General features: G+C 66.3%; 18 protein-coding genes. 11 read left to right on the forward strand and 7 right to left on the reverse strand.

Annotated features, from left to right (window positions below; translation table 11 throughout):
• Positions 1-58 precede the first annotated feature (58 nt).
• From CMC5_RS15800 to CMC5_RS15810, 3 genes are read left to right on the forward strand one after another with little or no spacing between them, the layout of a single operon-like run.
• Entirely contained in the window at positions 59-505 is a 447-nt protein-coding gene (locus tag CMC5_RS15800; RefSeq protein WP_050431213.1) for a hypothetical protein, read from the forward strand.
• A 40-nt stretch (positions 506-545) separates the two neighbouring features.
• On the forward strand, positions 546-1,544 hold the full coding sequence (locus tag CMC5_RS15805; RefSeq protein ID WP_050435917.1) for a GDP-mannose 4,6-dehydratase: 999 nt from the start codon (positions 546-548) through the stop codon (positions 1,542-1,544).
• A 42-nt stretch (positions 1,545-1,586) separates the two neighbouring features.
• Positions 1,587-2,744 (forward strand): DegT/DnrJ/EryC1/StrS family aminotransferase, encoded by a 1,158-nt coding sequence (locus CMC5_RS15810; RefSeq protein WP_245678460.1) that lies wholly within the window; start codon positions 1,587-1,589, stop codon positions 2,742-2,744.
• Here the strand turns inward: CMC5_RS15810 and CMC5_RS15815 are convergent.
• The gene (locus CMC5_RS15815; protein WP_050431214.1) at positions 2,733-3,443 is read right to left on the reverse strand and encodes a nucleotidyltransferase family protein; all 711 of its coding nucleotides are present in this window, start codon (positions 3,441-3,443) and stop codon (positions 2,733-2,735) included. The two genes, CMC5_RS15810 and CMC5_RS15815, sit on opposite strands and share 12 nt — an antisense overlap.
• An 823-nt stretch (positions 3,444-4,266) precedes the next feature.
• Here CMC5_RS15815 and CMC5_RS15820 point away from each other — a divergent pair.
• Positions 4,267-4,569, forward strand: coding sequence for a hypothetical protein (locus CMC5_RS15820; protein WP_050431215.1), 303 nt, complete (start codon positions 4,267-4,269; stop codon positions 4,567-4,569).
• A 14-nt stretch (positions 4,570-4,583) separates the two neighbouring features.
• On the opposite strand, the gene modA is transcribed toward CMC5_RS15820, so the two are convergent.
• Both modA and CMC5_RS15830 read right to left on the reverse strand, forming a co-directional pair.
• Positions 4,584-5,372: a molybdate ABC transporter substrate-binding protein gene (gene modA / locus CMC5_RS49175; RefSeq protein ID WP_082362516.1), complete on the reverse strand. Its 789-nt coding sequence runs from the start codon at positions 5,370-5,372 to the stop codon at positions 4,584-4,586.
• A gap of 9 nt (positions 5,373-5,381) precedes the next feature.
• Positions 5,382-6,098, reverse strand: a complete 717-nt coding sequence (locus CMC5_RS15830; protein ID WP_050431217.1) for a tetratricopeptide repeat protein — start codon at positions 6,096-6,098, stop codon at positions 5,382-5,384.
• Between the two features lie 247 nt (positions 6,099-6,345).
• Between CMC5_RS15830 and CMC5_RS15835 the strand changes: the two genes are divergently transcribed.
• Positions 6,346-6,711, forward strand: coding sequence for a TerB family tellurite resistance protein (locus CMC5_RS15835; RefSeq protein ID WP_156338618.1), 366 nt, complete (start codon positions 6,346-6,348; stop codon positions 6,709-6,711).
• A gap of 148 nt (positions 6,712-6,859) precedes the next feature.
• Positions 6,860-7,717, forward strand: a complete 858-nt coding sequence (locus CMC5_RS15840) for a serine/threonine-protein kinase (RefSeq protein ID WP_050431219.1) — start codon at positions 6,860-6,862, stop codon at positions 7,715-7,717.
• Between the two features lie 56 nt (positions 7,718-7,773).
• Here the strand turns inward: CMC5_RS15840 and CMC5_RS15845 are convergent, their stop codons facing one another.
• Positions 7,774-8,298 (reverse strand): FKBP-type peptidyl-prolyl cis-trans isomerase, encoded by a 525-nt coding sequence (locus CMC5_RS15845; RefSeq protein ID WP_082362517.1) that lies wholly within the window; start codon positions 8,296-8,298, stop codon positions 7,774-7,776.
• Positions 8,299-8,443: 145 nt separating this feature from the next.
• Between CMC5_RS15845 and CMC5_RS15850 the strand changes: the two genes are divergently transcribed.
• Positions 8,444-10,237 carry a hypothetical protein gene (locus CMC5_RS15850; RefSeq protein WP_156338619.1) on the forward strand — a complete coding sequence of 598 codons (1,794 nt, stop codon included), beginning with the start codon at positions 8,444-8,446 and terminating at the stop codon, positions 10,235-10,237.
• 25 nt (positions 10,238-10,262) lie between these two features.
• Here CMC5_RS15850 and CMC5_RS15855 read toward each other — a convergent pair whose 3' ends face one another.
• Both CMC5_RS15855 and CMC5_RS15860 read right to left on the reverse strand, forming a co-directional pair.
• A complete protein-coding gene (locus tag CMC5_RS15855) occupies positions 10,263-10,859 on the reverse strand; it encodes a hypothetical protein (RefSeq protein WP_050431221.1) in 597 nt (198 codons plus the stop codon).
• Between the two features lie 210 nt (positions 10,860-11,069).
• A complete protein-coding gene (locus CMC5_RS15860; RefSeq protein WP_050431222.1) occupies positions 11,070-12,407 on the reverse strand; it encodes a GAF domain-containing sensor histidine kinase in 1,338 nt (445 codons plus the stop codon).
• Between the two features lie 134 nt (positions 12,408-12,541).
• Here CMC5_RS15860 and CMC5_RS15865 point away from each other — a divergent pair, with 134 nt between their 5' ends.
• Positions 12,542-13,510 carry a hypothetical protein gene (locus CMC5_RS15865; RefSeq protein ID WP_156338620.1) on the forward strand — a complete coding sequence of 323 codons (969 nt, stop codon included), beginning with the start codon at positions 12,542-12,544 and terminating at the stop codon, positions 13,508-13,510.
• 7 nt (positions 13,511-13,517) lie between these two features.
• Positions 13,518-14,507, forward strand: a complete 990-nt coding sequence (locus CMC5_RS15870) for a hypothetical protein (protein WP_050431224.1) — start codon at positions 13,518-13,520, stop codon at positions 14,505-14,507.
• A 78-nt stretch (positions 14,508-14,585) separates the two neighbouring features.
• Here the strand turns inward: CMC5_RS15870 and CMC5_RS47550 are convergent, their stop codons facing one another.
• Positions 14,586-18,380: a DUF4215 domain-containing protein gene (locus CMC5_RS47550; RefSeq protein WP_245678462.1), complete on the reverse strand. Its 3,795-nt coding sequence runs from the start codon at positions 18,378-18,380 to the stop codon at positions 14,586-14,588.
• A gap of 211 nt (positions 18,381-18,591) precedes the next feature.
• On the opposite strand from CMC5_RS47550, the gene CMC5_RS15880 reads away from it, so the two are divergent.
• On the forward strand, positions 18,592-19,701 hold the full coding sequence (locus CMC5_RS15880; protein ID WP_050431226.1) for a penicillin-binding transpeptidase domain-containing protein: 1,110 nt from the start codon (positions 18,592-18,594) through the stop codon (positions 19,699-19,701).
• Between the two features lie 42 nt (positions 19,702-19,743).
• Positions 19,744-20,376, forward strand: a complete 633-nt coding sequence (gene nth, locus CMC5_RS15885; protein ID WP_050431227.1) for an endonuclease III — start codon at positions 19,744-19,746, stop codon at positions 20,374-20,376.
• Position 20,377 lies beyond the last annotated feature (1 nt).

Raw genomic sequence — 20,377 nt, forward strand, 5'->3', positions numbered from 1 at the left:
GCTGCGCGCCCGGATCCAGCCCGTGGTAGGAAGGGGGACCTGATCACGGAGGATCCGGATGATCTCGTTCCAACGACCCGTCTCTACCCACCAATCCCTCGTTCACTTCGCTGAAAAACGGCTCTCCCACGCCCTGCGGTGTGGGGCGCTCGCGGCGTCGCTGCTGGCACTCGTTGCTGGCTGCGAGAACAAGATGGATCCCAAGGAGTGCGACAAGCTGCGCGGAGAGGCGTTCGAGCTGCTGAACAAAGCTCATCACTGCAACACCGACGCAGACTGCCGCCAGAGCGAGTGGCCCGGCTGTGCCAAGCCGCTCAGTAACTCGGATCACGACAAGATCAAGCCGCTGGCGGAGAAGTTCCAGGCTGGCAAATGCGAGGAGCCCAAGATCGAGTGCAAGGAGGCGCCGGACGTATACTGCAAGCAGGGTCTCTGCGTGCATCGTGAGAAGGGGGTCCCCGAGAGCGACGGGCAAACGCCCACGGATCAGATCAAGATCCAGTAGGCGCTTGACGCGCGACGTTGCAAGCGCCACGGACGCGACGGTGAGCGACAGCTATTACGCAGGACGCCATGTGGCGGTCACCGGTGCTGGTGGCTTCATCGGGAGCCACCTCTGCGAAGCCTTGGTTCGCGCGGGAGCCCGCGTCCGTGCGCTGGCGCGCTACACCTCCGGATCACGACGAGGGCACCTCGAGCGCTTGCCGAGCGAGGTGCTCCGCGAGATCGACGTGCGCTTCGGTAACGTCGAAGATGCTGCCAGCGTCCGCGCCCTGACGAAGGGGGGGGACGTCGTGTTCCACCTTGCGGCACTCATCGGCATTCCTTACTCCTACGCGGCTCCGCACCAGTACGTAGCGACCAACGTGCAAGGGACGTTGAACGTTCTGGAAGCCGCTCGCGAGCACGGAGCGCGTGTCGTCCATACCTCTACCAGCGAGACGTACGGCACCGCTCGGTACACCCCCATCGATGAAGCACACCCGCTCACGGGACAGTCCCCCTACGCAGCCACCAAGATTGGCGCTGACAAGCTGGCGGAAAGTTACCACCTGTCCTTCGGTCTGGAGGTCGCGACCATCCGTCCATTCAACACCTACGGCCCACGTCAGTCGGCGCGTGCAATCATTCCGACGGTCATGGCACAGCTCGCCTCTGGGGCGTCGGTCTTGCGAGTCGGCAGCACCTCACCCGTGCGCGATCTCAACTATGTGACCGATACCGTTGCAGGCTTTCTCGCCGTGGGGGCGAGCGACCGCGCGGTGGGGCAGACTCTCAACGTCGGCAGCGGTCGCGCCGTCTCGATCGGTGAGCTGATCGAGATCATCTTCCAGGTCACGGGGCGTCGAGCCGAGCTCCAGACTGACGAGACCCGAGTGCGGCCCGACGCGAGTGAGGTGCTCGTGCTCCTTTCGGACCATCGCCGCGCGACGGAGCTCGTGGGTTATGCGCCGCAGATGTCCCTCGAAGAGGGCCTGGCAAGAACCTATGCTTTCATCCAGGAGCATCTCTCTGATTATCGCCCCGACGAATACGCCGTCTGAGGACGAGTCGACCCTTCATTCCTCCGAGTCGCGCTATGACGCATGGGCAAGAGCATGTGGAAGGTTCCCCTCAGCGACCTGACGTTTGGACCAGAGGAGAAGGAGGCCGCCCTGCGTGTCCTCGACTCAGGCTGGCTGACCATGGGCGAGCATACGCTGGAGTTCGAGCGCCGACTGGGCGAAGCGCTGGGAACTCCACGGACTCTCGCGGTGACCAACTGTACGGTCGCGCTCCATCTCGCGTATGCGGCTCTGGGAGTCGGTCCAGGTGATGAGGTCATCTGCCCGAGCCTGACCTTCGTGGCGACAGCCAATGCCGCGCTGCTCACCGGGGCGACGGTGGTCCTGGCCGATGTGCTCGGCGAGCACGACCTGTCAATCGATCCCGAGGATATCGCCCGCAAGATAACGCCAAAGACCCGCGCCATCGCCGTGGTTCATTACGCTGGGTATCCTTGCGACATGGACGCGATCCGTGCCATCGCTGCCGAGCGACGTGTTGCCATCGTGGAGGACGTTGCACATGGCCCACTCGCCCGGTGGCGAGGTCAGGCGCTCGGAACGCTCGGGGATGTGGGCTGTTTCAGCTTCTTTTCGAACAAGAACCTGGCGGTGGGTGAAGGCGGCGCGATCACGTCGAAGGACGATTCTTTGCATTCACGAATGCGGCTGCTTCGCTCCCATGGGATGACGACCCTCACGCTCGATCGCCACAAGGGGCATGCATTTACCTATGATGTCGTCGAGGCTGGGATGAACTACCGCATTGACGAGCTTCGGAGCGCCATCGGCGTCATTCAGCTGGAGCGCCTGCCTGAGGGGAACCGGCGCCGCCGTGAGATCACTGAACGCTATCACACACAGCTCGCCTCCATCGCAGGCCTCCAGCTGCCTTACAAGGACTTCTACGCGAGGGGTGCAGGAGAGAGCGCGCATCACATCATGCCTGTGCTGCTACCAGAGGGCGTGCAGCGTCAGGCCGTGATGGAGCGGATGAAGGCAAACGGAATCCAGACGAGCGTCCATTACCCGCCAATCCACCAGTTCTCCCACCACGGAGCGTCGGAGCGGGTGCGCCGTGATGGGCTCGACCGCACCGATGCCATCGCCCCGCGAGAACTCACATTGCCACTGTATCCTCGCATGCGAGATGGTGATGTCGATCTCGTCTGCGAAGCGCTTGCGGCATCACTCCGGTAGATAGCGCTCTCGGTGTTCCTCGAACTCGGCTTGAGCGTCTGCGAAATCATCGTTTCGCCCGATATCGAGCCAGTGGCCACGAAAAGGGAACGTCGCAATCGGCTCCTTCGAGCCGAGGAGCGAGTTCATGAGATCATCGAAGCCGAAGGGCTGATTCCTGGGAATGTGGGGGAGGACTGCTCGGGTCATCGAATAGATCCCCATGCTCACCCAGAATGTGAACACAGGCTTCTCTCGAAACCCCGTGGCGTATCCAGACGCATCGAGATCGAGTACCCCGAGATCGATCTTCGAGTTGCGCTCACAGACTGCAACGGTGAGTGGCGCACTGGTCGCTTCTGCGAAGCGATAGAAACCAGCAAAGTCCAGATCGCACAGGATATCGCCATTCATGACCAGGAAGCGCTCTGGTAGCTCGTCTGCGTAGGCCAGCAGAGGACCCACCGTGCCGAGGGGAGTTTCCTCTCGGCGATAGGAAATCTTCAGGCCGTAGCGGTCGCCAGCCCCGATGACACCCTCGATGAGCGCGGCCTGGTGGCCGACGCACATCATCACATCCGTGATGCCTGCGCGGGCGAGCTGTCGGAGCAAGATGTCGACGATCGTGTGATCGCCGATGGGCATGAGTGGTTTGGGGAACAGGGCGGTGTAGGGCCTCAGTCGAGTACCCTTACCCCCAGCGAGCAGAACGGCCTTCATGGAGAGCGCTTCTCGTCAGAGCTGCACGAGCAGAGCGACTCTGCGCACCTCGCCAGCCCAGCAGTGTTCATTGACCCGTTTCCTCGTGACCCTATACCATTTCGCCTTGTAGGTGCCCGATCTGTCGCTGGCGCGGTGCCGCGTAGGTCGAGCCCGGCCCTCAGCGATGCGCACTCGAACATCAGATCCGTCGAGCTCACCGCCGCCACGTCGACCTCCCTATCGCGGTAGCGGGACCTTGGCGATGTGTGGTCCTGGCCCCCACCCAGGGGGGGTCTTGTTCCAAGCGCTCTGCCGCCTCGCCGATCGCTTTCGCGCGAGCGCTGGTGATCCAGGCACTGCGAGGATAGGGAGCGTCCTCTCGCTGCTCGCTGTCCATGCCACACGGGCCGGCGATCAAGACTTTCGTTACGAGCTGGGGTCGCTGTTGATGGATCTGGCCCTTGATGACGAGAGCCGCCTCACGGAAACTGTTCTTCCCCCGGAGGATGCATCTCACACGACGTTGACATCTGTCCGTCCGGTGCCTTACGCCCGCGTGTACTCACTCCGATGACCGGATCCAGCCGTGCCCGTTTTCGGGCGCAGCGTGGTCGATTCCGACCACTACAACCTGCGGAAGCTCGCAGGAATCCCTGATGAAAGAGGGGAATCATGAGTGGCACGAGATCTGCTCGTCCGATGCTCTGACAAGGCGGATCCCGATCTGGCGGTCGTACTGCCGCCATCCGGAACATCGCCGTAGAGTTTCTCTATGACCAGCGCACGCGACCTTCCCACTCGGCCCGCCGGGCGTCGGCGCAGGCCCACCACGAGCCCTGTCGTGCTTCTCGTCAGCGCGAGCGAGCTGCTCGTCGAGCGCTGTCGCCGTCTTCTTTTCGTCGAAGGAGCCGAGCTGGTGGAGTGCGATCTGGTCTCCTTGCGCGGGACGGCTGCATGGCTTTCGCCACTCGCGATCGTGATGACTGAAGACGTTCGAGGCTTCGATCCTGGCGGTTTTATCGAACTCTCGCGTCGAGTCGGGGCAGAGCTGGTCGTCCTTCCCTCGGAGGATGTGTCGGACGCAGCGCTCGCTGCGATGGTGACCACTGCGCTCGACATCGCGCAGCGTGCTCGCGCGGAGTGATCGCGCATCTCCTGCTAGATGCCGCCAAACCCGAACTCGCGGAGCTTCTGCTGAGCAGCGGGTGTCGACAGGAATTCGAGGAACTCAGCGGTCTCCTTCGACGACTTGGCTCCACGAACCGCCGCAGCGACGACCTCGACCCGAGACATGAGCGAAGGGGCTACTTCATCGAGTTCGACGACATCTCCGACACCACGGAGCTCGGATCGGTACACGAACGCCGCCACGACTTCCCCTCGTCGTGCGTACGCGAGCACGGCAGCAACATCACCACCAAACACCAGGCGCCCCTGCAGAGCCTCCCACATACCGAGGCGCACGAGCGCTTCCTTCGCATACTGGCCAGCGGGCACCGCGCCGGGCTCTCCGAGAGCGAGCCGCTCCCCGGCCGGCAGGTCCTTCAGTGTCGCCAGCTTGATGGGGGGACCGCCCACGGGGCCGATGAGAACGAGGGTGTTGGTCGCAATTACCCGACGTGTCTCTGGCCGAGCGAGACCTTTCGAGAGCAGCGCGTCGACGGGTTGCGAGCTGGCGAAGAGCACGCCATCCAGCGGAGCGCCTCCTTCCACTTGTCTCTGCAGGTCGCCAGATGCGCCGTAGGTGGCGCGGATCTGAACGGCTGGATGAGTTTTCTCGTAGTCTCGCACAAGCTCCGGCATGACCTGCCGAAGGCTTGCCGCGACACCAAGGAAGAGTTCGTGGGCGGGAGGCTCCCCCTTGCATGCAGATGAGAACACCAAGCAGGCGAGCGTGATGACGACACCTGCGAGGACATGCACGAGACCTGCTCGTGTTCGAGCCATCCTGCTCGCTCACTCCCGTGGCGGGAGCACATCCCCGCTGCGGCTCGCCAGCAGGCAGCCCTCATCGAACCCCAGCTTGCAGGCCTTGGTGTAGAGATCCGTGGCTCGAAGCGGATCACGCGGCACCCCTTCCCCCTGGACGTAAAGGTGACCCAGCTCGACACATGCGGGCGCGTTGCCTCGCTCGCAGATCCGTCGAAAGAGCTGCGCTGCGAGCACCGCATCCGCTCCGACACCTCGACCTCCCAGATAGGCGCGTCCGGCGGCGAGGCACCCCAGGTTCGCTCCTGCCTCGCATGCGTGCCGATAGGCGATGGTCTCCTCTTCTTCACCTTGAAGGATGCCTTGGTGGTAGGCATCGCCGAGCAGAAGGCACCCACGCGCGCTGTTCTCCGTACAGGCCTCACGAAACAGCCCAGTAGCGCGCTCCGTATCGATGGATACGACGTCTCCTCGCAGGTACATGGCGCCCAGCGTCACGCAGTCCTCGACGTGGTGCTCTGCGCAACCCTCCGTGCAGCCGACGAGATCCGTGGTCTCGCAGGGCAGATGGAACGGCAGCGGCGACCCTCCTGTGGGCGGGCTCGTCTCTGCGGCGCCAGGCTGGGTTTGACGTGCTTCAGGCCGCGCATGGTGCGCTGGGGGAGATCCTCGCTGCGACTGGCCTGCACAACCGAGCAGCGCAGCCCACCCGGAGACCACCAGGACCAGAGGCAAGGCACGCATGCCGAGGGTTATGACACAGGCACGATGCATCCCCAACGCTGCGGCGCGATCATCTGGTCAAGCCGTCTCGCCGCAGGGTCGCAAGATGGCCTGGCTCATCGAGGCCCCAAACGCATCGTTTGCTCAGCCGCATGGTCGCGATGATGCATGGCCCTGGTCCCCCGCCCAGTCCCGGTGTAAACGCTTGATCATGTCCGCGACGAGCCCTCCCTCCTTGCGCGCATTCGACGAACCCAAGCTGGAAGCCATGGTCGAGCTGATGTACCTGGCTGCGTCCGCAGATGGGGAGTTCAGCGAAGAGGAGCGCGCTCACTTCCTGAAAAGCGTGGAATCACTCACCGATCGGCAGCTTGGAGCAGACGCCGTGAAGCGTGTCGTGGATGCGCTGGAAGGTAAACTTCGGAACTCGGATCGTCACGAGCGCCTCCTCTCGATCCGAGAGAGACTCGGGACCGCCGCTCTCTGCAAGGTCGCCTTCTCGTTGGCGATTGCAGTGATGGCGGCCGATGGCATCATCCGGACTTCCGAGCGAGAGGCCTTGCTGGAAATGGCCACGGCGCTTCAGCTGGATCGGGACGAAGCCGCCAACCTCGTCGCAAAGCACGCCTCCTGACATTGTACTCCCTGGTCACTGGCTGTTCCTGGCGGGAGCTCCTTGGGGCTCCAGTCCGCGTTTTTTCGCGAGCTGTGGCGTCTTTCTCGGCGAGGGACGACGACGAGGGCCCGTTGACACGGATTTTTGGGTACCATGAGGGGCTACCGTGAGCTGGTCGACCACCGGTTCGTTCCTCATCCCCTTTCCGATCCCCGGAGCCAAGCTCACATCCACCAGGGGGACGTATGTCGTCGGTCAGCTCATCGGCGACGGACAATACGGCTCCGTGTACGAGTGCATCGGCCCCTTCGATCAGCCGTATGCGCTGAAGATGCTGCGTCCGGCAAACAAGCCGTACCACGTCGTGAAGGAGGAGTGGGCCCGGGAGATGCACCGGCTGGACAGCTTCCGGCACCCCAACATCGTCTACATCCACGACGCTTTCGAGGAGAACTACCTCTTTTATCTCGCCCTCGAGCGCTGCGACACCAGCCTCCGAGCGCTGCTCGGCAGCGCGCTCCAGCCACCGCTGCTCGTGGAGTTGTCACGGCAGCTCCTCATGACGCTGCAGTACCTGCATGACAATGGCCTGGTCCATGCCGACCTGCATGCGGGGAACGTCCTCATCTCGCAGCTCGATCGCGCACCCATCGTGAAGCTCACGGACTTCGGCGTCGCGCAGCAGCTCGACGCGAACCGACGGTGGTACCGACCTCAGGTGGCGAACCCGAAAATCCTCGTACCCGAGCTGGTCACTGCGGGGTACACGACGGCCCAGAGCGATCTCTACCAGCTCGGCCTGTTGATGTTTCAAATGCACACCGGGCAGAGCGCCATCGACGTCAACGTCCCCTACGAGGAGATCGCGCGTCAGATCGCCGAGGGCACGCCGCGGCAGAAAGCCGAAGCGCTGGGGACGGGGTTTGGCAACATCATCGCCAAGCTGCTCCGTCGGCGCGATACGTACCGCTACCTCTCGGCCCGTGAGGCCTGGGACGACATGCGGCAGCTGCGCTGGCTCTGAACGTCGCGCAGGCAGCTGCTCATCGCTGCGGGGGAGGTCGCCTCTGCGCTGAACGCTTACTTCGCGCCAGCCCCTTTCTTCTTGCCCGTTCCGGGAGGGGCGGCCGCTTTCTCCTCCCCGATCCCAAGCAGCTCGACGTCGAAGACGAGCGTCGCTTTGCCAGGAATCTTCGGAGGGCTTCCGTTCTCGCCGTAGCCCAGACGCGAGGGAATCGTGAGCTTCCGCTTTCCCCCGACCTTCATCCCCGCCACACCTTCATCCCAGCCTTTGATCACCTCGCCCTTGCCGAGGGTGAACTCGAGCGGCTCTCGCTCCACGGAGGAGTCGAACTGAGCGTTGTTTTTCTTCAGGCGACCCGTGTAGTGGACGCGCACCCGATCTCCGTCCTTGGCCTCAGCGCCAGTGCCGACAACGACGTCTTCTTTGATCAGGTCGGCTGGTTCTGGTTCCGCCACGACGGCTGCGGGAATCGCAGGTCGGCTGGGATCGGGTTCCGGCTCGGGGACCTTCTGCCCACAAGCAGCGAGGAGGGACAGCGTTGCAGTACACGTCGCGAGTCGGGCGATGTGGATGAGCGTCATGGCGCTCCGGTCTTATGCGTGCAGGGGGACCCGATCAAGGGGGCGACCGAGCATGCCGGTGTGGCAGCCTCTGGCGGGCCCCTTCTCATCGCGCTGCAGGAACTGCCTTCCTGGGCGGTTCGCTCCCCGCTAGGTTCTCGCGACCTTGGGAGTAGCGTTCACCGCCCTTGCCATCGCGGAGGCCCGCGCCAACGCGGTGGGCGCCGTCAGGCTCGTCTGTGGTGAAGAGCGGCTGTTCATCGATCTGCTGCTCGTCGCCTGGCACGGAGCGGGAGGTTTCGCTCCTGGAGCCGTCGTCGAGAGCCTGACGATCGAGGTTCCTTACTCCGCGATCCGCGCTTTGTTTCGCCATGGTCGCGCGCTCTGCCTCGCCCTCGATCCAGAGGCTTGTGCTCCGTACAACCGCTTCTCGTTGACTCGCTTCACAGAAGAGCCCGTGGAGGCGCTTGCCAGCGCTTACCAGGCGAGGCAACGCGCTCACGTCGCCAGCCACGCGTTGCCCATCCCTGCGGGGATCGTCGCCGCCCTTGCCGCGCCAGCAGATCTCGCCAGCGGTCCGCTCGGTCTCGCGTCTCTCGCCGTGGTGGTGGCCACTGCCACGTGGCTCATCGCGCGCGCCGTCGTTCGCTCGCTCTCCTGGGGTGGGCCCGGGTCCGATCGCCGTCGCGATGCCTTGGAGGCAGAGCTCTCGCGTCGCATGGGGTTCTTCGCGGTCGCTCCCAGCGGCGTGAGCCCTCAATTTCCTGCTGCTTCCCCGGCCGTGGGCTTCGGAGGCCGTCAGGGCTCTCGAAGGCCGCTCGATCCTCGTGGCTTGCCGGCCCCCTTGCGCGACCGGCTGGGCGCTCGCGCCGTCCGTCGCGCCATCTCTGGCGAGCTCGGAGCGCAGGCCTCCCCTTCGCCGGCCACGCCGCGTGAGCCCTCCACCCTGCCCGCGCTTGCGGGGAGCGACGCTCCTCTCGGGCGTCCGCGCGCCATCCTCCCCATTCTCGCTGTGGCGGCGCTGGTCGTCGCGACCCTGGCGTTCGTGCAGCGGTTCGCCATCCCCCGTGAACCGCCAGCGTTGCTGGAGATCGCTCGGATGGGATCGACCGTCCAGGCGCGAGCCAACCGATGGGCGGAGCTCGACCCGGCCGCGCTCGAGCCGCTGGAGCCTTCGCTCCCCCGATGCCTGTGCGAGCGCGCCGACTCTCTGCTGTGGCGCGGAGGCGTACCCAGGTTGAGCCTCCACCCCTCCTCTGGGCCCGACGACAGTGATGGCGCCATCGAGCCCGATGAGGGCGAGTACGACTTCGATTTCGCCGTGGTGAACAACGATGCTGAACCGCTGAGGGACGTGAGGGTGGTGCTCACGTTCAGTCGCAGGGACGAAGGCGGACGGCGGGTCGGGATCACCGAGCGTGGCTTGTTCTACGAGGGCCTGCTCCGCCCCGGGAGGGCGGTGAAATGGCACGTCACGGCACCCGGGACCGAGATCAAGGTCGAGCCGGGCGTGGTAGGGACGCTGGAAGGAGAGCCGGCCCCGCCGGAAGCGTACGTCGCGCTGGCGCGAGCGCGCTCACGGGCGGTTCGCATCCATGCCGCGGCGATGCTGGCGTACCACCGAGATCCTCGCGCGCTGGACGCTCTACGCAACCTGGGAGCGCCAATGCCCGCCGAGGCCGAGGTGTTCGCCCGCATCCGGCGCGCCACCGCCGAGGTGATCCCATGCGACGTCATGGCCCAGGGAGGGCGCCTCGCGCTGTGCTTGTTCAACGCGAGCGCGGTCGCTCATCGCGGTACGACCCTGCGTGAGTTGAGCGAGACCGCGGGAAGCTCCGCGCGCCAGTGGGAACTCGATGCCACACTCCCCGTCCACGAAGGGCTGAAGCTGGATCTGCCGCTCCAGGGTGAGCTGCCTCCGGAGCTTGCGGTCGATCTCAGGGAGGGCGCTCGGCCTTGAGGGCCCGAACAGATCGGACCACGTTTCACGGCCGGCATACGTAGTAGCCGGGCGGAAGCAGCGAACTCGACACGCAATCCGGCGCGCTGGCCGGACAGTTCGGCGCTACGGGATCGCAGAGGGTGATGGCGGGATCGGCGCACTGCGCTGTGCAGACCGTCTGCGTATAGTAGTTCCCCTGAAGCGTGCCGCAGCAGACCGACCCCGTCGGGCAGTGCTCGGGGACCTGGCACTCGATACGAGTCCGGCGGTTGCTCGGCCCGGGGCTGGTGTTGCACGTCGCCGGATTCGCGGGGCCATCGATGCAGACACCAGAGCCCTGACCGCTGCGCCAGCAGCACGCGCCGTCCCCCTCCAGGGGGCACTCGAGCTTGTCACCGCAATCCAGAGGGGGCACGGCAGGGCCCGACCCACCGGCTCCACCGCCCGAGGTCGTCGTGGTGGTGGTGCTCGTCGTGGTGGTGGAGCTCGTCGTGGTGCCACCACCGTCGCCGCTCGGGAGCGGCTCTTCGGTGAACATGTTCTCGGTCAGGTCGCTCAGGGTGCAGCCTGCGACGGTCGCGGCGGCGAGTAGCCCCTGGAAGAGCCAGCGCGAAGTGCGCGATGTGGAGGAGGAGTTCATGATGCAAGCGCTCCCGACGGGCCAGGGCGATGTCCGCCATCGGGCGCTGAGCAGGAATCGGCAGCCTGCCTGGTCCGTCGGGCGGGATAATACACAGTGAACTCGGATCAAGCGACCTCTGCATCGCCGATCGCCGGGTGACGCGACCTCGACCCACCGTCGCGCGGCATGGCTTTGCTGGTCGGGGACGAGAGGGTTCGAGAGGTGCTTTCAGCCCAGGCCAGGGCGTTCCGACCGCCGCTCGGGACCAGCCCATGCGGGAGGCACCAGCGGAAGATCGACGGTGAACGATGCGCCTGCACCCGGTCGGCTATCGACGCGGATGGTCCCCCCGTGGGCCGCCACGATCTTGCGGACGATCCACAATCCCATCCCCAGGCCCGCGTACTGCCGCGCCGACACGGCACGCTCGAACCGCTCGAAGATCCGGGACTGGTCCTCCAGCGCGATCCCGATCCCATGATCACGCACGCACAGGCGGGCGCCTGCGGGGCTCGCCGTCAGCTCGACCTCGATGGGTTTCCCGACCCCGTATTTCATGGCGTTCGACAGCAGGTTCACGATGACCTGATCGAGCCGCGAGCGGTCCCATGATCCCGAGATCTGATCGGTGGCGTTCAGCGTCAGACGGCACTTTGCCTGTGCGAGCTGGCCCTCGATCCGGCTGAAGATGTCCTTGACGAGCTGGACGAGATCGAACGGCTCGATCCTGAGCTTCAGCCGACCAGCACCGATCTGCGACACGTCGAGGAGATCGTCGACCAGCCGGGTCAAGCGGGCCACCTGCCTGGCGGCGACCTCGATCTTGGCCGCGATGCGCTCCAGTGACTGCCGCTCCATGGGACGCGACGGGACGCCGGTGTCTCCCGGCATGCCGGTGGGGCCCGCTGCTCGGGTGGTCAGACGGCGCATGCTGTGCACCTGGATCTGCAGGGCGGTCAACGGCGCGCGCAGCTCGTGGGACGCGACGGTCAAGAAGATGTCCCGCGATCGGATCGCCGCTTGTGATTCGGCGTAGAGCCGCGCGTTGTCGACCGCCAGCGCGACCCGGCGCCCGAGGTCCTCGACGAGCGCGAGATCTTCGTGGCTGAAGGTGCGATCCGACTCCAGTGAGTAGAGCCACAGGAGTCCGATGAACCTGTTGCGTGCCCGCATGGGGACGACCATCCCCGAGCACGGCGCCAGCCGCTGCAAGATTTGCGGCCCATCCGCACGGGTCCCGGCGAAGGTCGCCCCCTCTCCGAAGTGTTCGAGCAGACCACCCCGTCCCGCTTCCAGCAAGCTGAGGAGACCCTCACTCGCCCCCAGATCCGGTGGGCCGAGGCGCTTGATGTGCTCGGCAAGCTCAGCCTTCGCAGGATCGACGAACGCGACGCTCGCTCGTTCCACCGTCTCGTCGGAGCCGACCAGATCGACCACGCACCCGTCCGCGAGCCGCGGGATCAGGATCTGCGGCACGTTCGCGAGCGTCGTCTCGTAGTCGATGGAACTCGCAAGCCGTTCACTGGCCTCCAGCAAGATCTGGAGCCGCTCCTCCGGACTGTGCACGCGAGGAGCCTATCCTGCTCTGCGCCGATGCGGGAGGGGGCGTGTGGTGAGGTGCCTCTCCCCGGCGCGAGGACTGGCCGCGACGTGGCTCCCCCGATAGCATGCGCCTTCAAGAACTTCGAGGAGGCTTGACCATGAGAGTGACTCCGCTTCGCGTGCTCCCCGTCATCACGCTGCTCGGCCTTGTGGCCTGCAGTGCAGAGGCCACCTCCAACGAGTTCACGTCAGGCGGGAACTCGGGGTCGGGCGGACCGGGTGGCACCGGGGGCGAGGGTGGGGGGCTTTTTCCCTCCAGCTCCAGCACGGGCATCGACCCGGGCCCGGGGCCTGGGTCTGATTGCAGTGAGGCAGCCAAGCTCGTGTACGTCCTCTCCACGAGCAACGAACTCTACAGCTTCCGCCCCGACGCGCGTCAGTTCACGCGCATTGGCACCATGAACTGCGGGACCTCGCTGTCTCCCAACTCGATGGCGGTCGATCGAGATGCCACGGCGTGGGTCAACTACACCGCCTCCAACGACAGCGCGGGCGCGATCTTCAAGGTCAGCACGGAGGATGCGAGCTGCGCGCCTGCGGCCTCGGTCACCCTGCCTTCGGGGTGGACGCGCCTCGGCATGGGCTTCTCCTCCGATGTGGCAGGTGGCGACGCGGAGAGCCTCTTCGTCGCCGGCACCGCTGGCATCTCGGGCGTCAGCCCCGGCCTCGGACGGATCGCCCTCGATACGGGGGTCCTCACCCCGATCGGCCCGTTCTCAGGCAATCTCTTTGGACAGAGCGCCGAGCTCACCGGGACGGGCGAAGGCAAGCTCTTTGGCTTCTTCACGAGCATCCCCGTGCAAGTCGCCGAGATCGACAAGGCCACAGGGGCGACGGGCTCGGCCGTCTCGCTCCCGAACGTCGAGATCCCCAGCGCATGGGCCTTCTCCTTCTGGGGTGGCGACTTTTACCTCTACACCGCGCCGTCGAACGCCGCGCGCACCTCCAACGTGACGCGGTATCGCCCCTCCGACGGCACCATCGACACCGGGTACATGACGAACGTGGGCTTCCGGATCGTCGGCGCCGGCGTCTCGACCTGCGCTCCGATCACGCCACCCCAGTGACCCGACGATGACCTCTGCGCCGCTCGCGACGCCCCCGAGCGCTCTGGTCGCGGACGCTCCTGCGCCCCCTCGCGTCGCGATCTGCGTGGACTGCCGGACGCTGCTCTCCGAGGGAGAGCGCTGCGACGGTGGCTTGACTCACCGCGTGACCTCGCTCGCCACGGCGGAAGGGCGCGCGAAGCTCACCGACGAGGTCTGGGGCCCACCCTCCGCCCGGCGGCGCGCTCGCCAGCTCGCCAAGGCGGGGGGAGGTGGCGCAGGGATTGGCTCCTTCCTGGAGGGATGCAATGCCTGCGACGTCCCCACCAGCAGCGAAGGGCTCGCCATCGCGCTCTTCGTCCTCATCGCCGGCCTCGTCTCCCTCCTGCTGTACTGGGTCGGCGCAAAGATCGTCGAAGCCATCCGCGCTCACCAGAACCGACCGAAGCCTCACGGCGGCCTCCTCTGGCCCGCCTCCGTGGGGCGCCGCGCCGGCCCAGCGGGCGTGATCACGCGCCTCTTGCCTGATCCTGCGGCTCCCTCCGACGTGAGGCGCCTCGCCTTGCGGGCGCCCGCAGGCCGTGAGAACTGCGCCGCCTACGCCATCGATCTCCGCTGCAAGCGCTTCCTTCGCTCCGACATCATGCTCCACGCCGCCGAGAGCGCGGGCTTCGAGGTGCGCCTCGACGACGGCTCCGTGGCGCACGTCCCCGCCGGGAGGATTCGCCTCGAAGGGCCGGCGGTGCGCAGGCGCCGCGGAGCCGCCTCCGCCGTCGAGCAGTACGTGGAAGCGCTCGCTCCGAGACGTTCGGAGCCGGATGACGTCGAGCCCTTCCCCTACGATTTCGTCGACGAGATCACCGCGCGCCCCGGCGATCGCGTGCGTCTCTTCGGCGCCTGGGAACGTATGGCAGTTCCGGGGACGCCTGCCGGCTACCGCGCTGTGGCTCCGGTCGTCCTCGTACCCCAAGACGTCCCAGCCCTCCGGCTGGAGGTCAACGACCCGCCGTCGAAGTGAACAGACGCAGATGGGAACAGTGAAGGGGAGCCGCGCCCCGTGGCACACGGAGCTCGGAGCGCGGCTACCTCTGGTGAGTCACGGTGAGCGCAGTGTGACGGCCAGCCGGTAGTCGAACTGGCTTGCGGCGCTGCTTGCCGCCGAGGACGCTCGCACCTGCAGATAATAGACACCAGCCGCGAGGTTGTGCGCGGAAGTGTCCTGACCTGTCGCGCCGGTACCGTCGATCTTGGAGCAATACCCGCGGCCGTCGTCGTCGTCGTCCACGAGCTGCGTACCGCTCGCGTTGTACAGCGTCAGGCGGCTGTCGACGAGCTGGGACTCGCAGGTCACCGAGCCACCCTCGATCACCTCCGCCACGAGTGACATCCCGCTGAGGGGCACGGTGATGGCGTAGTAGTCCGAGTCGGAGGTCACCATGTGCCCCCCCCAGATGAACACGTTCGATCCGGGGAGGTTGTTGGCCGTGGGGCGCGTCTCGTTGGGTTCCAGCTCGGCCCCTGCGTTCGACTGCACGCTCACCTCCAGCTGGTAAGCGGCGATGGCGGCGTCGTTGCCTCGCTCCTCCACGCTCACGTAGTAGGTGCCCGCGGGAAGCGCCATCGTCAGCGCCGAGCACCCGCCGATCCCACCGATGTAACCCGACGTCGTCTCCGCCAGGATCTCCGCGTGAGCCGCGTTGTAGATCCGCATCATCGTCGTCATCGACGACGGGCAGGTCACACCCGTGCCGTCGAACACCTCGAACCGCACCACGGAGTCGGTGGCGAGGTTCACCCGGTAGACGTCAACGTCACCGATGGGCGAGATGGCGCCGGTCACCCGGCCTCTGTACGTGAACAGCACCGGGCTCGGATCGAGAGCACGGGCATCCGCTTCGACGGCGTTGTTGTTTGGCTCCACCTCGGGTCGCCCGCATGTCGAGGGATAGGTGCCCCCGCAGGCAAAACCGGGCTCGACGGCGCAGGTGGCGCTGCAACCGTCCCCGCTCGAGGTGTTGCCATCGTCGCAGGTTTCACCCGGATTCACGATGCCGTTGCCGCACAGCGCCACGTCCGAGCAGTCGGACTGGCAGCCGTCACCGTCGATCAGGTTGCCATCGTCGCAAGCCTCGAAGGGCTCGAGAACCCCGTTGCCGCAGAGCGAGGTGAAGGAGATCCTCACGTTGTATGCCGAGATGAGGCTGTTGTCGCCGAAGTCGGACACACGGATGAAGTACGTGCCTGGTGCGAGCCTGCGCGCCGCCGGAATCGACGCCGCGTTGATCCTGGAGCAGTTGCCGATGCCGCCTTGATCCATGTCGGAGAGCACCGTCGTGCAGTCCTGACCTCGGAGCTGGAGCACCGTGTCGATGCTGGCGCACGCTCCAGGAGCGTTGCCGCTGAACGTCTGGATGTCGACGCTGGCGGTCGCTGGTACGACGAAAGAGAAATAGTCCTGATCACCGATGGGTGAGATCGCTCCCACGATGATCGCGTGCGGATCGGGATAGAACGGACCGTCGACGGCGTCGCATGCGTTGTTCGGCTCCACCTCCAGCGGGGAACAAAGACTGGGGGCACCGGCACAAGCGTAGCCCGCCTCGATCGCGCAGGCTGCATCGCAACCGTCGCCGCTGGCATGGTTGCCATCGTCGCAGGCCTCGTTTGCCTCGATGAGCCCGTTGCCGCAGCTCGGCGTGATCGTGCAGTCGGCCTGGCAGCCGTCACCGTCGATCAGGTTACCGTCATCGCAGGACTCGTAGCTCTCGAGGACGCCGTTCCCGCAGAGCGAGGTGAACGAGATGCGCATGTTGTACATCGGGATGACGTCGTTGTTCTGGTAGTCCTCCACCCGAACGAAGTACGTCCCCGGCGCGAGCCTTCGCGCAGCTGCGACGGTGGCCGGCGTGATCTTGGAGCAGTTGCCGATGCCGCCTTGATCCATGGTCGACAGCACGGTCGTGCAGTTCTGACCTCGGAGCTGGATCACCGTGTCGATACCGACGCAGGCCCCTGGACCGTACCCGCTGAAGGTCTCGATCTCCACGCTCGCAGTCGCGGGCACGACGAACGAGTGGTAGTCGTGATCGCCCACCGGGCTGATCGCGCCCTGGACGACCACGCTCGGGCTCGGCGTGTACATGCCACCCGCTTCATTGCAGGTGTTGTTCGGCTCGGTCTCACCACGGCACGACGGCTCGGCCTGGCACGTCGACGAGCAGCAGTCCCCGTTCGCCGTGTTGCCATCGTCGCACGCCTCGCCCACCTGGACGATGCCGTCGCCGCAGGCGGCGAGCTGGCAGGTGCTCCGGCAGGCGTCGGTGTCGTCGAAGTTCCCGTCGTCGCATTCCTCGCCCGGATCGAGCACGCCGTTGCCGCAGGTCAAGGGCACGGTGCAGAGGATGAGCGACCAGGAGTTCAGCGTCCCCACGTCCTGCGCGGCGTCGTCGGCCGCCGTCAGCGTCCAGGTGCCTGCCGCATTCTGACCGAGCAGCGAGGCAAGGCTCGTCTCGGGGCGATAGCATCCAGCGAACGGCGCCGAGCCGCTCGTGACTGCCGTGGAGCACGCCGTGTCGAGGAGCGTGTTCTGGTAGTTCTGGCCGCTGGAGCCGTTGTCGCTCGTCAGATCGAAGTTCAGCCCACCTGGCGAGAGCAGGGAAAGATCGATGTCGGCGTCGAAGGTGTGGGTGATGTTGAACCGGACTGCCGCCCGCATCACATAGGGCGAGCTGAGCAGCTCCACGTGGCTGGACACCGACCCCTGGTCCGGGATGGCGGCCGGCACGTCCTTCGCCGGAACGACGAGGAGGGCCCTGTTCGTCCCGCAGCCCAGGAACGTCGCGTCGCAGGCCGCCGCGCAGTCCGGGTCGGCGCAGTCGACCAGCCCGTCGCCGTCGTTGTCGGTCCCGTCGTTGCAGTAGAGTTCGATCCCGAGCGAGCACACGCTCGGCGTTCCGGTGCACACGTAGTTCGGCCAGATCTCGCAGTTCGCGTCGCAGCCATCGCCGTCGGCCGTGTTGCCGTCGTCGCACTCCTCGGCGCCTGCGCGGATACCGTTGCCGCAGGCGCTCACGGTGCAGTTCACGTCGCAGCCGTCGCCGTTGATCGCGTTGCCGTCGTCGCACTGCTCTCCGGCCGTCTGCACACCGTTCCCGCAGCCCGTCGGCCTGCAGTTCGAGTCACAACCATCGCCGTCGATCAGGTTCCCGTCGTCGCAGACCTCTGCGCCCTCGGTCACCCCGTCACCGCAGACGGCCGGGATGCACTGCCCCGCGCCGTCGCAGACCACGCCCCCATTGTCGTCGCAGCCCGTGCTCGCGGGTTCCGGCGTGAACACCGGCGTCCCCTGATCGCAGTCGTCGACCGTGCAGTCGTTGTTGTCGTTGGGAATGTCGAAGTCGTCCGCTTCCGTGACCGTCGACCCGTTCCCGTCGCAGATCGCGCGCTGACAATCGCCTGTGATCTGGGTGGGGACCAGCGTCCCGGCGGCGACCGGCGTCGTGCCGCACACCCCTGCCGTGCAGACCGCGACCTCACAGACGTTCGCCGGCGCCTGACAGTCGGCTGCGACCGCACATTGGGCGGGGCCCTGTCCCCCGGCGCCGCCCTGTCCCCCCATTCCTCCGGCGCCCATTCCCCCGGCGCCTTGTCCGCCAGAGCCCCCCTGTCCTCCAGCGCCTTGCCCCCCGGAGCCCCCTTGACCTCCAGTGCCTCCCTGGGCACCCGAGCCCCCTTGTCCGTCTCCGCCTTGTCCGTCTCCCCCGGCGCCGCCGGCCCCACCCGCACCAGGGGGGGTCGGAGGTCGGGGTTCATTCGAATCCGAGCAGCCGGCGGTCCCCAGGATGCCGAGGACGAGCGCCAGCCCTGCTGCAATTGGTCTTGTGTGACGCATGGATATGCGCGCCTCCAGGATGGGTCTCACCCGGTAAGTAAAGGTCCGAGCGTAAACCGTCCCGCTTACCAAATTATGCAATGACGCTCCCGCAGGGAAGTCGAAAGGAGCGCCGACAGTTTCTCTCTGCCATCCCCGTGAGCCCCCTTCCTCCTGGCGCGATCGTCGGGTTTCTTGGCCCTCCAGGGGGGAGCGCTTCATGTAGGCATCTGTGCGACCCCATGGCCTCTACGCGCTCGTCCTCGCCGTCTTCTTTCTCGGCGCGACGCCGGCGCGCGCTCTCGCGGCTCCGGGAGTCCGCGCCCTGAAGGTGCGCAGCGACGGCGCGTTCGCCGTGGTGGGCACCTCGGGCCGGCAGGTGCGCCTCACCGTCGACCCGGCGCTCCAGCGCGCAGCCGAGCGCCTCCTCGACCGCGCGGGCGCCCCGGAGGCCGCCATCGTCGCCTCCGACGTCCGGACGGGGCGCATCCTGGCCTGGGCCAGCCGCGGAGACCGCGACTACGTGGTCACCCCGCTCGCCCCGAGCGCGAGTCTCTTCAAGCTCGTCACCGCCTCGGCCCTCCTGGAGGCCAAGAAGGTCAGTCCCTCGTCGACCGTCTGCTACACGGGTGGCGAGCACGCCATCACGCAGCGCGAGCTCGACGCCCGCGGCGCGAGCTGCACGTCCTTCGGCGAGGCCATCGGCTACAGCATCAACGCCGTCTTCGCCCGCCTCGCGAGCAAGCACCTCGACGCCTCCGACCTCCAGCGGAAGGCCCTGGATCTCGGCTTCGCGGGCAAGGTCCCGATCGACGTCCCTGCTCTCGCCAGCGAGGTGGAGATCCCCGAGAGCGGCCTCGGCCTCGCCCGCGCCGCCGCGGGCTTCTGGAGCGGCCGCCTGACACCACTCGGCGCCCTCTTCGCCATGCAGACCATCGCCAACGACGGCGAGCGGGTCCGACTTTCGCTCATCGATCGGGGCGAAGCGCCAGAGCGCGTCGTCGAGGGCAGGGGGCTCGGCGCACGAGAGGCCAAGATGATGCGGGAGATGCTCCAGATCACCACCCGCCGCGGCACCTGCGCCAAGGCGTTCCGCAAGCCCGATGGCTCGCGCGCACTCGGGACCATGCCCGTCGCCGCCAAGACGGGCACGCTCGTGGGATCCATCCCTGGGCGCAAGGGGCAGCCCCGCATGTTTTCCTGGTTCGCCTCCTTCGCCCCCGCCAATCGACCGGAGATCGCCGTGTCCGTCATGCTCAGCAACGGCCTGAAGTGGCGTACGAAGGCCAACCTCGTCGGTCGGGAGTTGCTCGAGAACTACTTCGCCGAGCGGCGCAGGTGACCTCCTCGGGGCATCCGGATAGGCTTCCCGAGGAGGCCTGCCATGATGCCCGCCGAGATCATCCCCCCCATGCTGGAGCGGCTCCGTGAGGAGCACCCGAACGCTCGCTATGAGCTCGACTGGACCACGCCCTTCGAGCTGTTGATCGCCACGGTCCTCGCGGCGCAGTGTACCGACGAGCGCGTCAACAAGGTCACCGCCACCCTCTTCAAGAAGTACCCCGGTCCCCGCGCCTTCGCCGAGGCGGACACCACCGAGCTGGAAGAGGATCTCAAGCCCACCGGCTTCTACAAGCAGAAGACCAAGAGCGTGCAGGCCATCAGCCGCGAGCTGCTCGCGCGCTTCGACGGCGAAGTGCCTACCACCATCGAGCAGCTCACCACGCTGCCAGGTGTCGCGCGGAAGTCGGCCAACGTCGTCCTCAACACGGCCTTCGACATGCCCACCGGCATCATCGTCGACACCCACGTCGCCCGCGTCAGCCAGCGCATGGGTCTGAGCCGCAAGGACAAGCCCGAGGAGATCGAGCGCGACCTGATGAAGATCGTCGATCAGAGCGACTGGACCTTCTTCGGCCCTGCCACCGTGCTCCATGGCCGCTACACCTGCATGGCGAAGAAGCCCCAGTGCGCCACCTGTGGCATGAGCGATCTCTGCGCGAAGAACGGAGTGTGAC

Source organism: Chondromyces crocatus, from assembly GCF_001189295.1.
In the GTDB taxonomy this organism is placed as follows: Bacteria; Myxococcota_A; Polyangia; order Polyangiales; family Polyangiaceae; genus Chondromyces; species Chondromyces crocatus.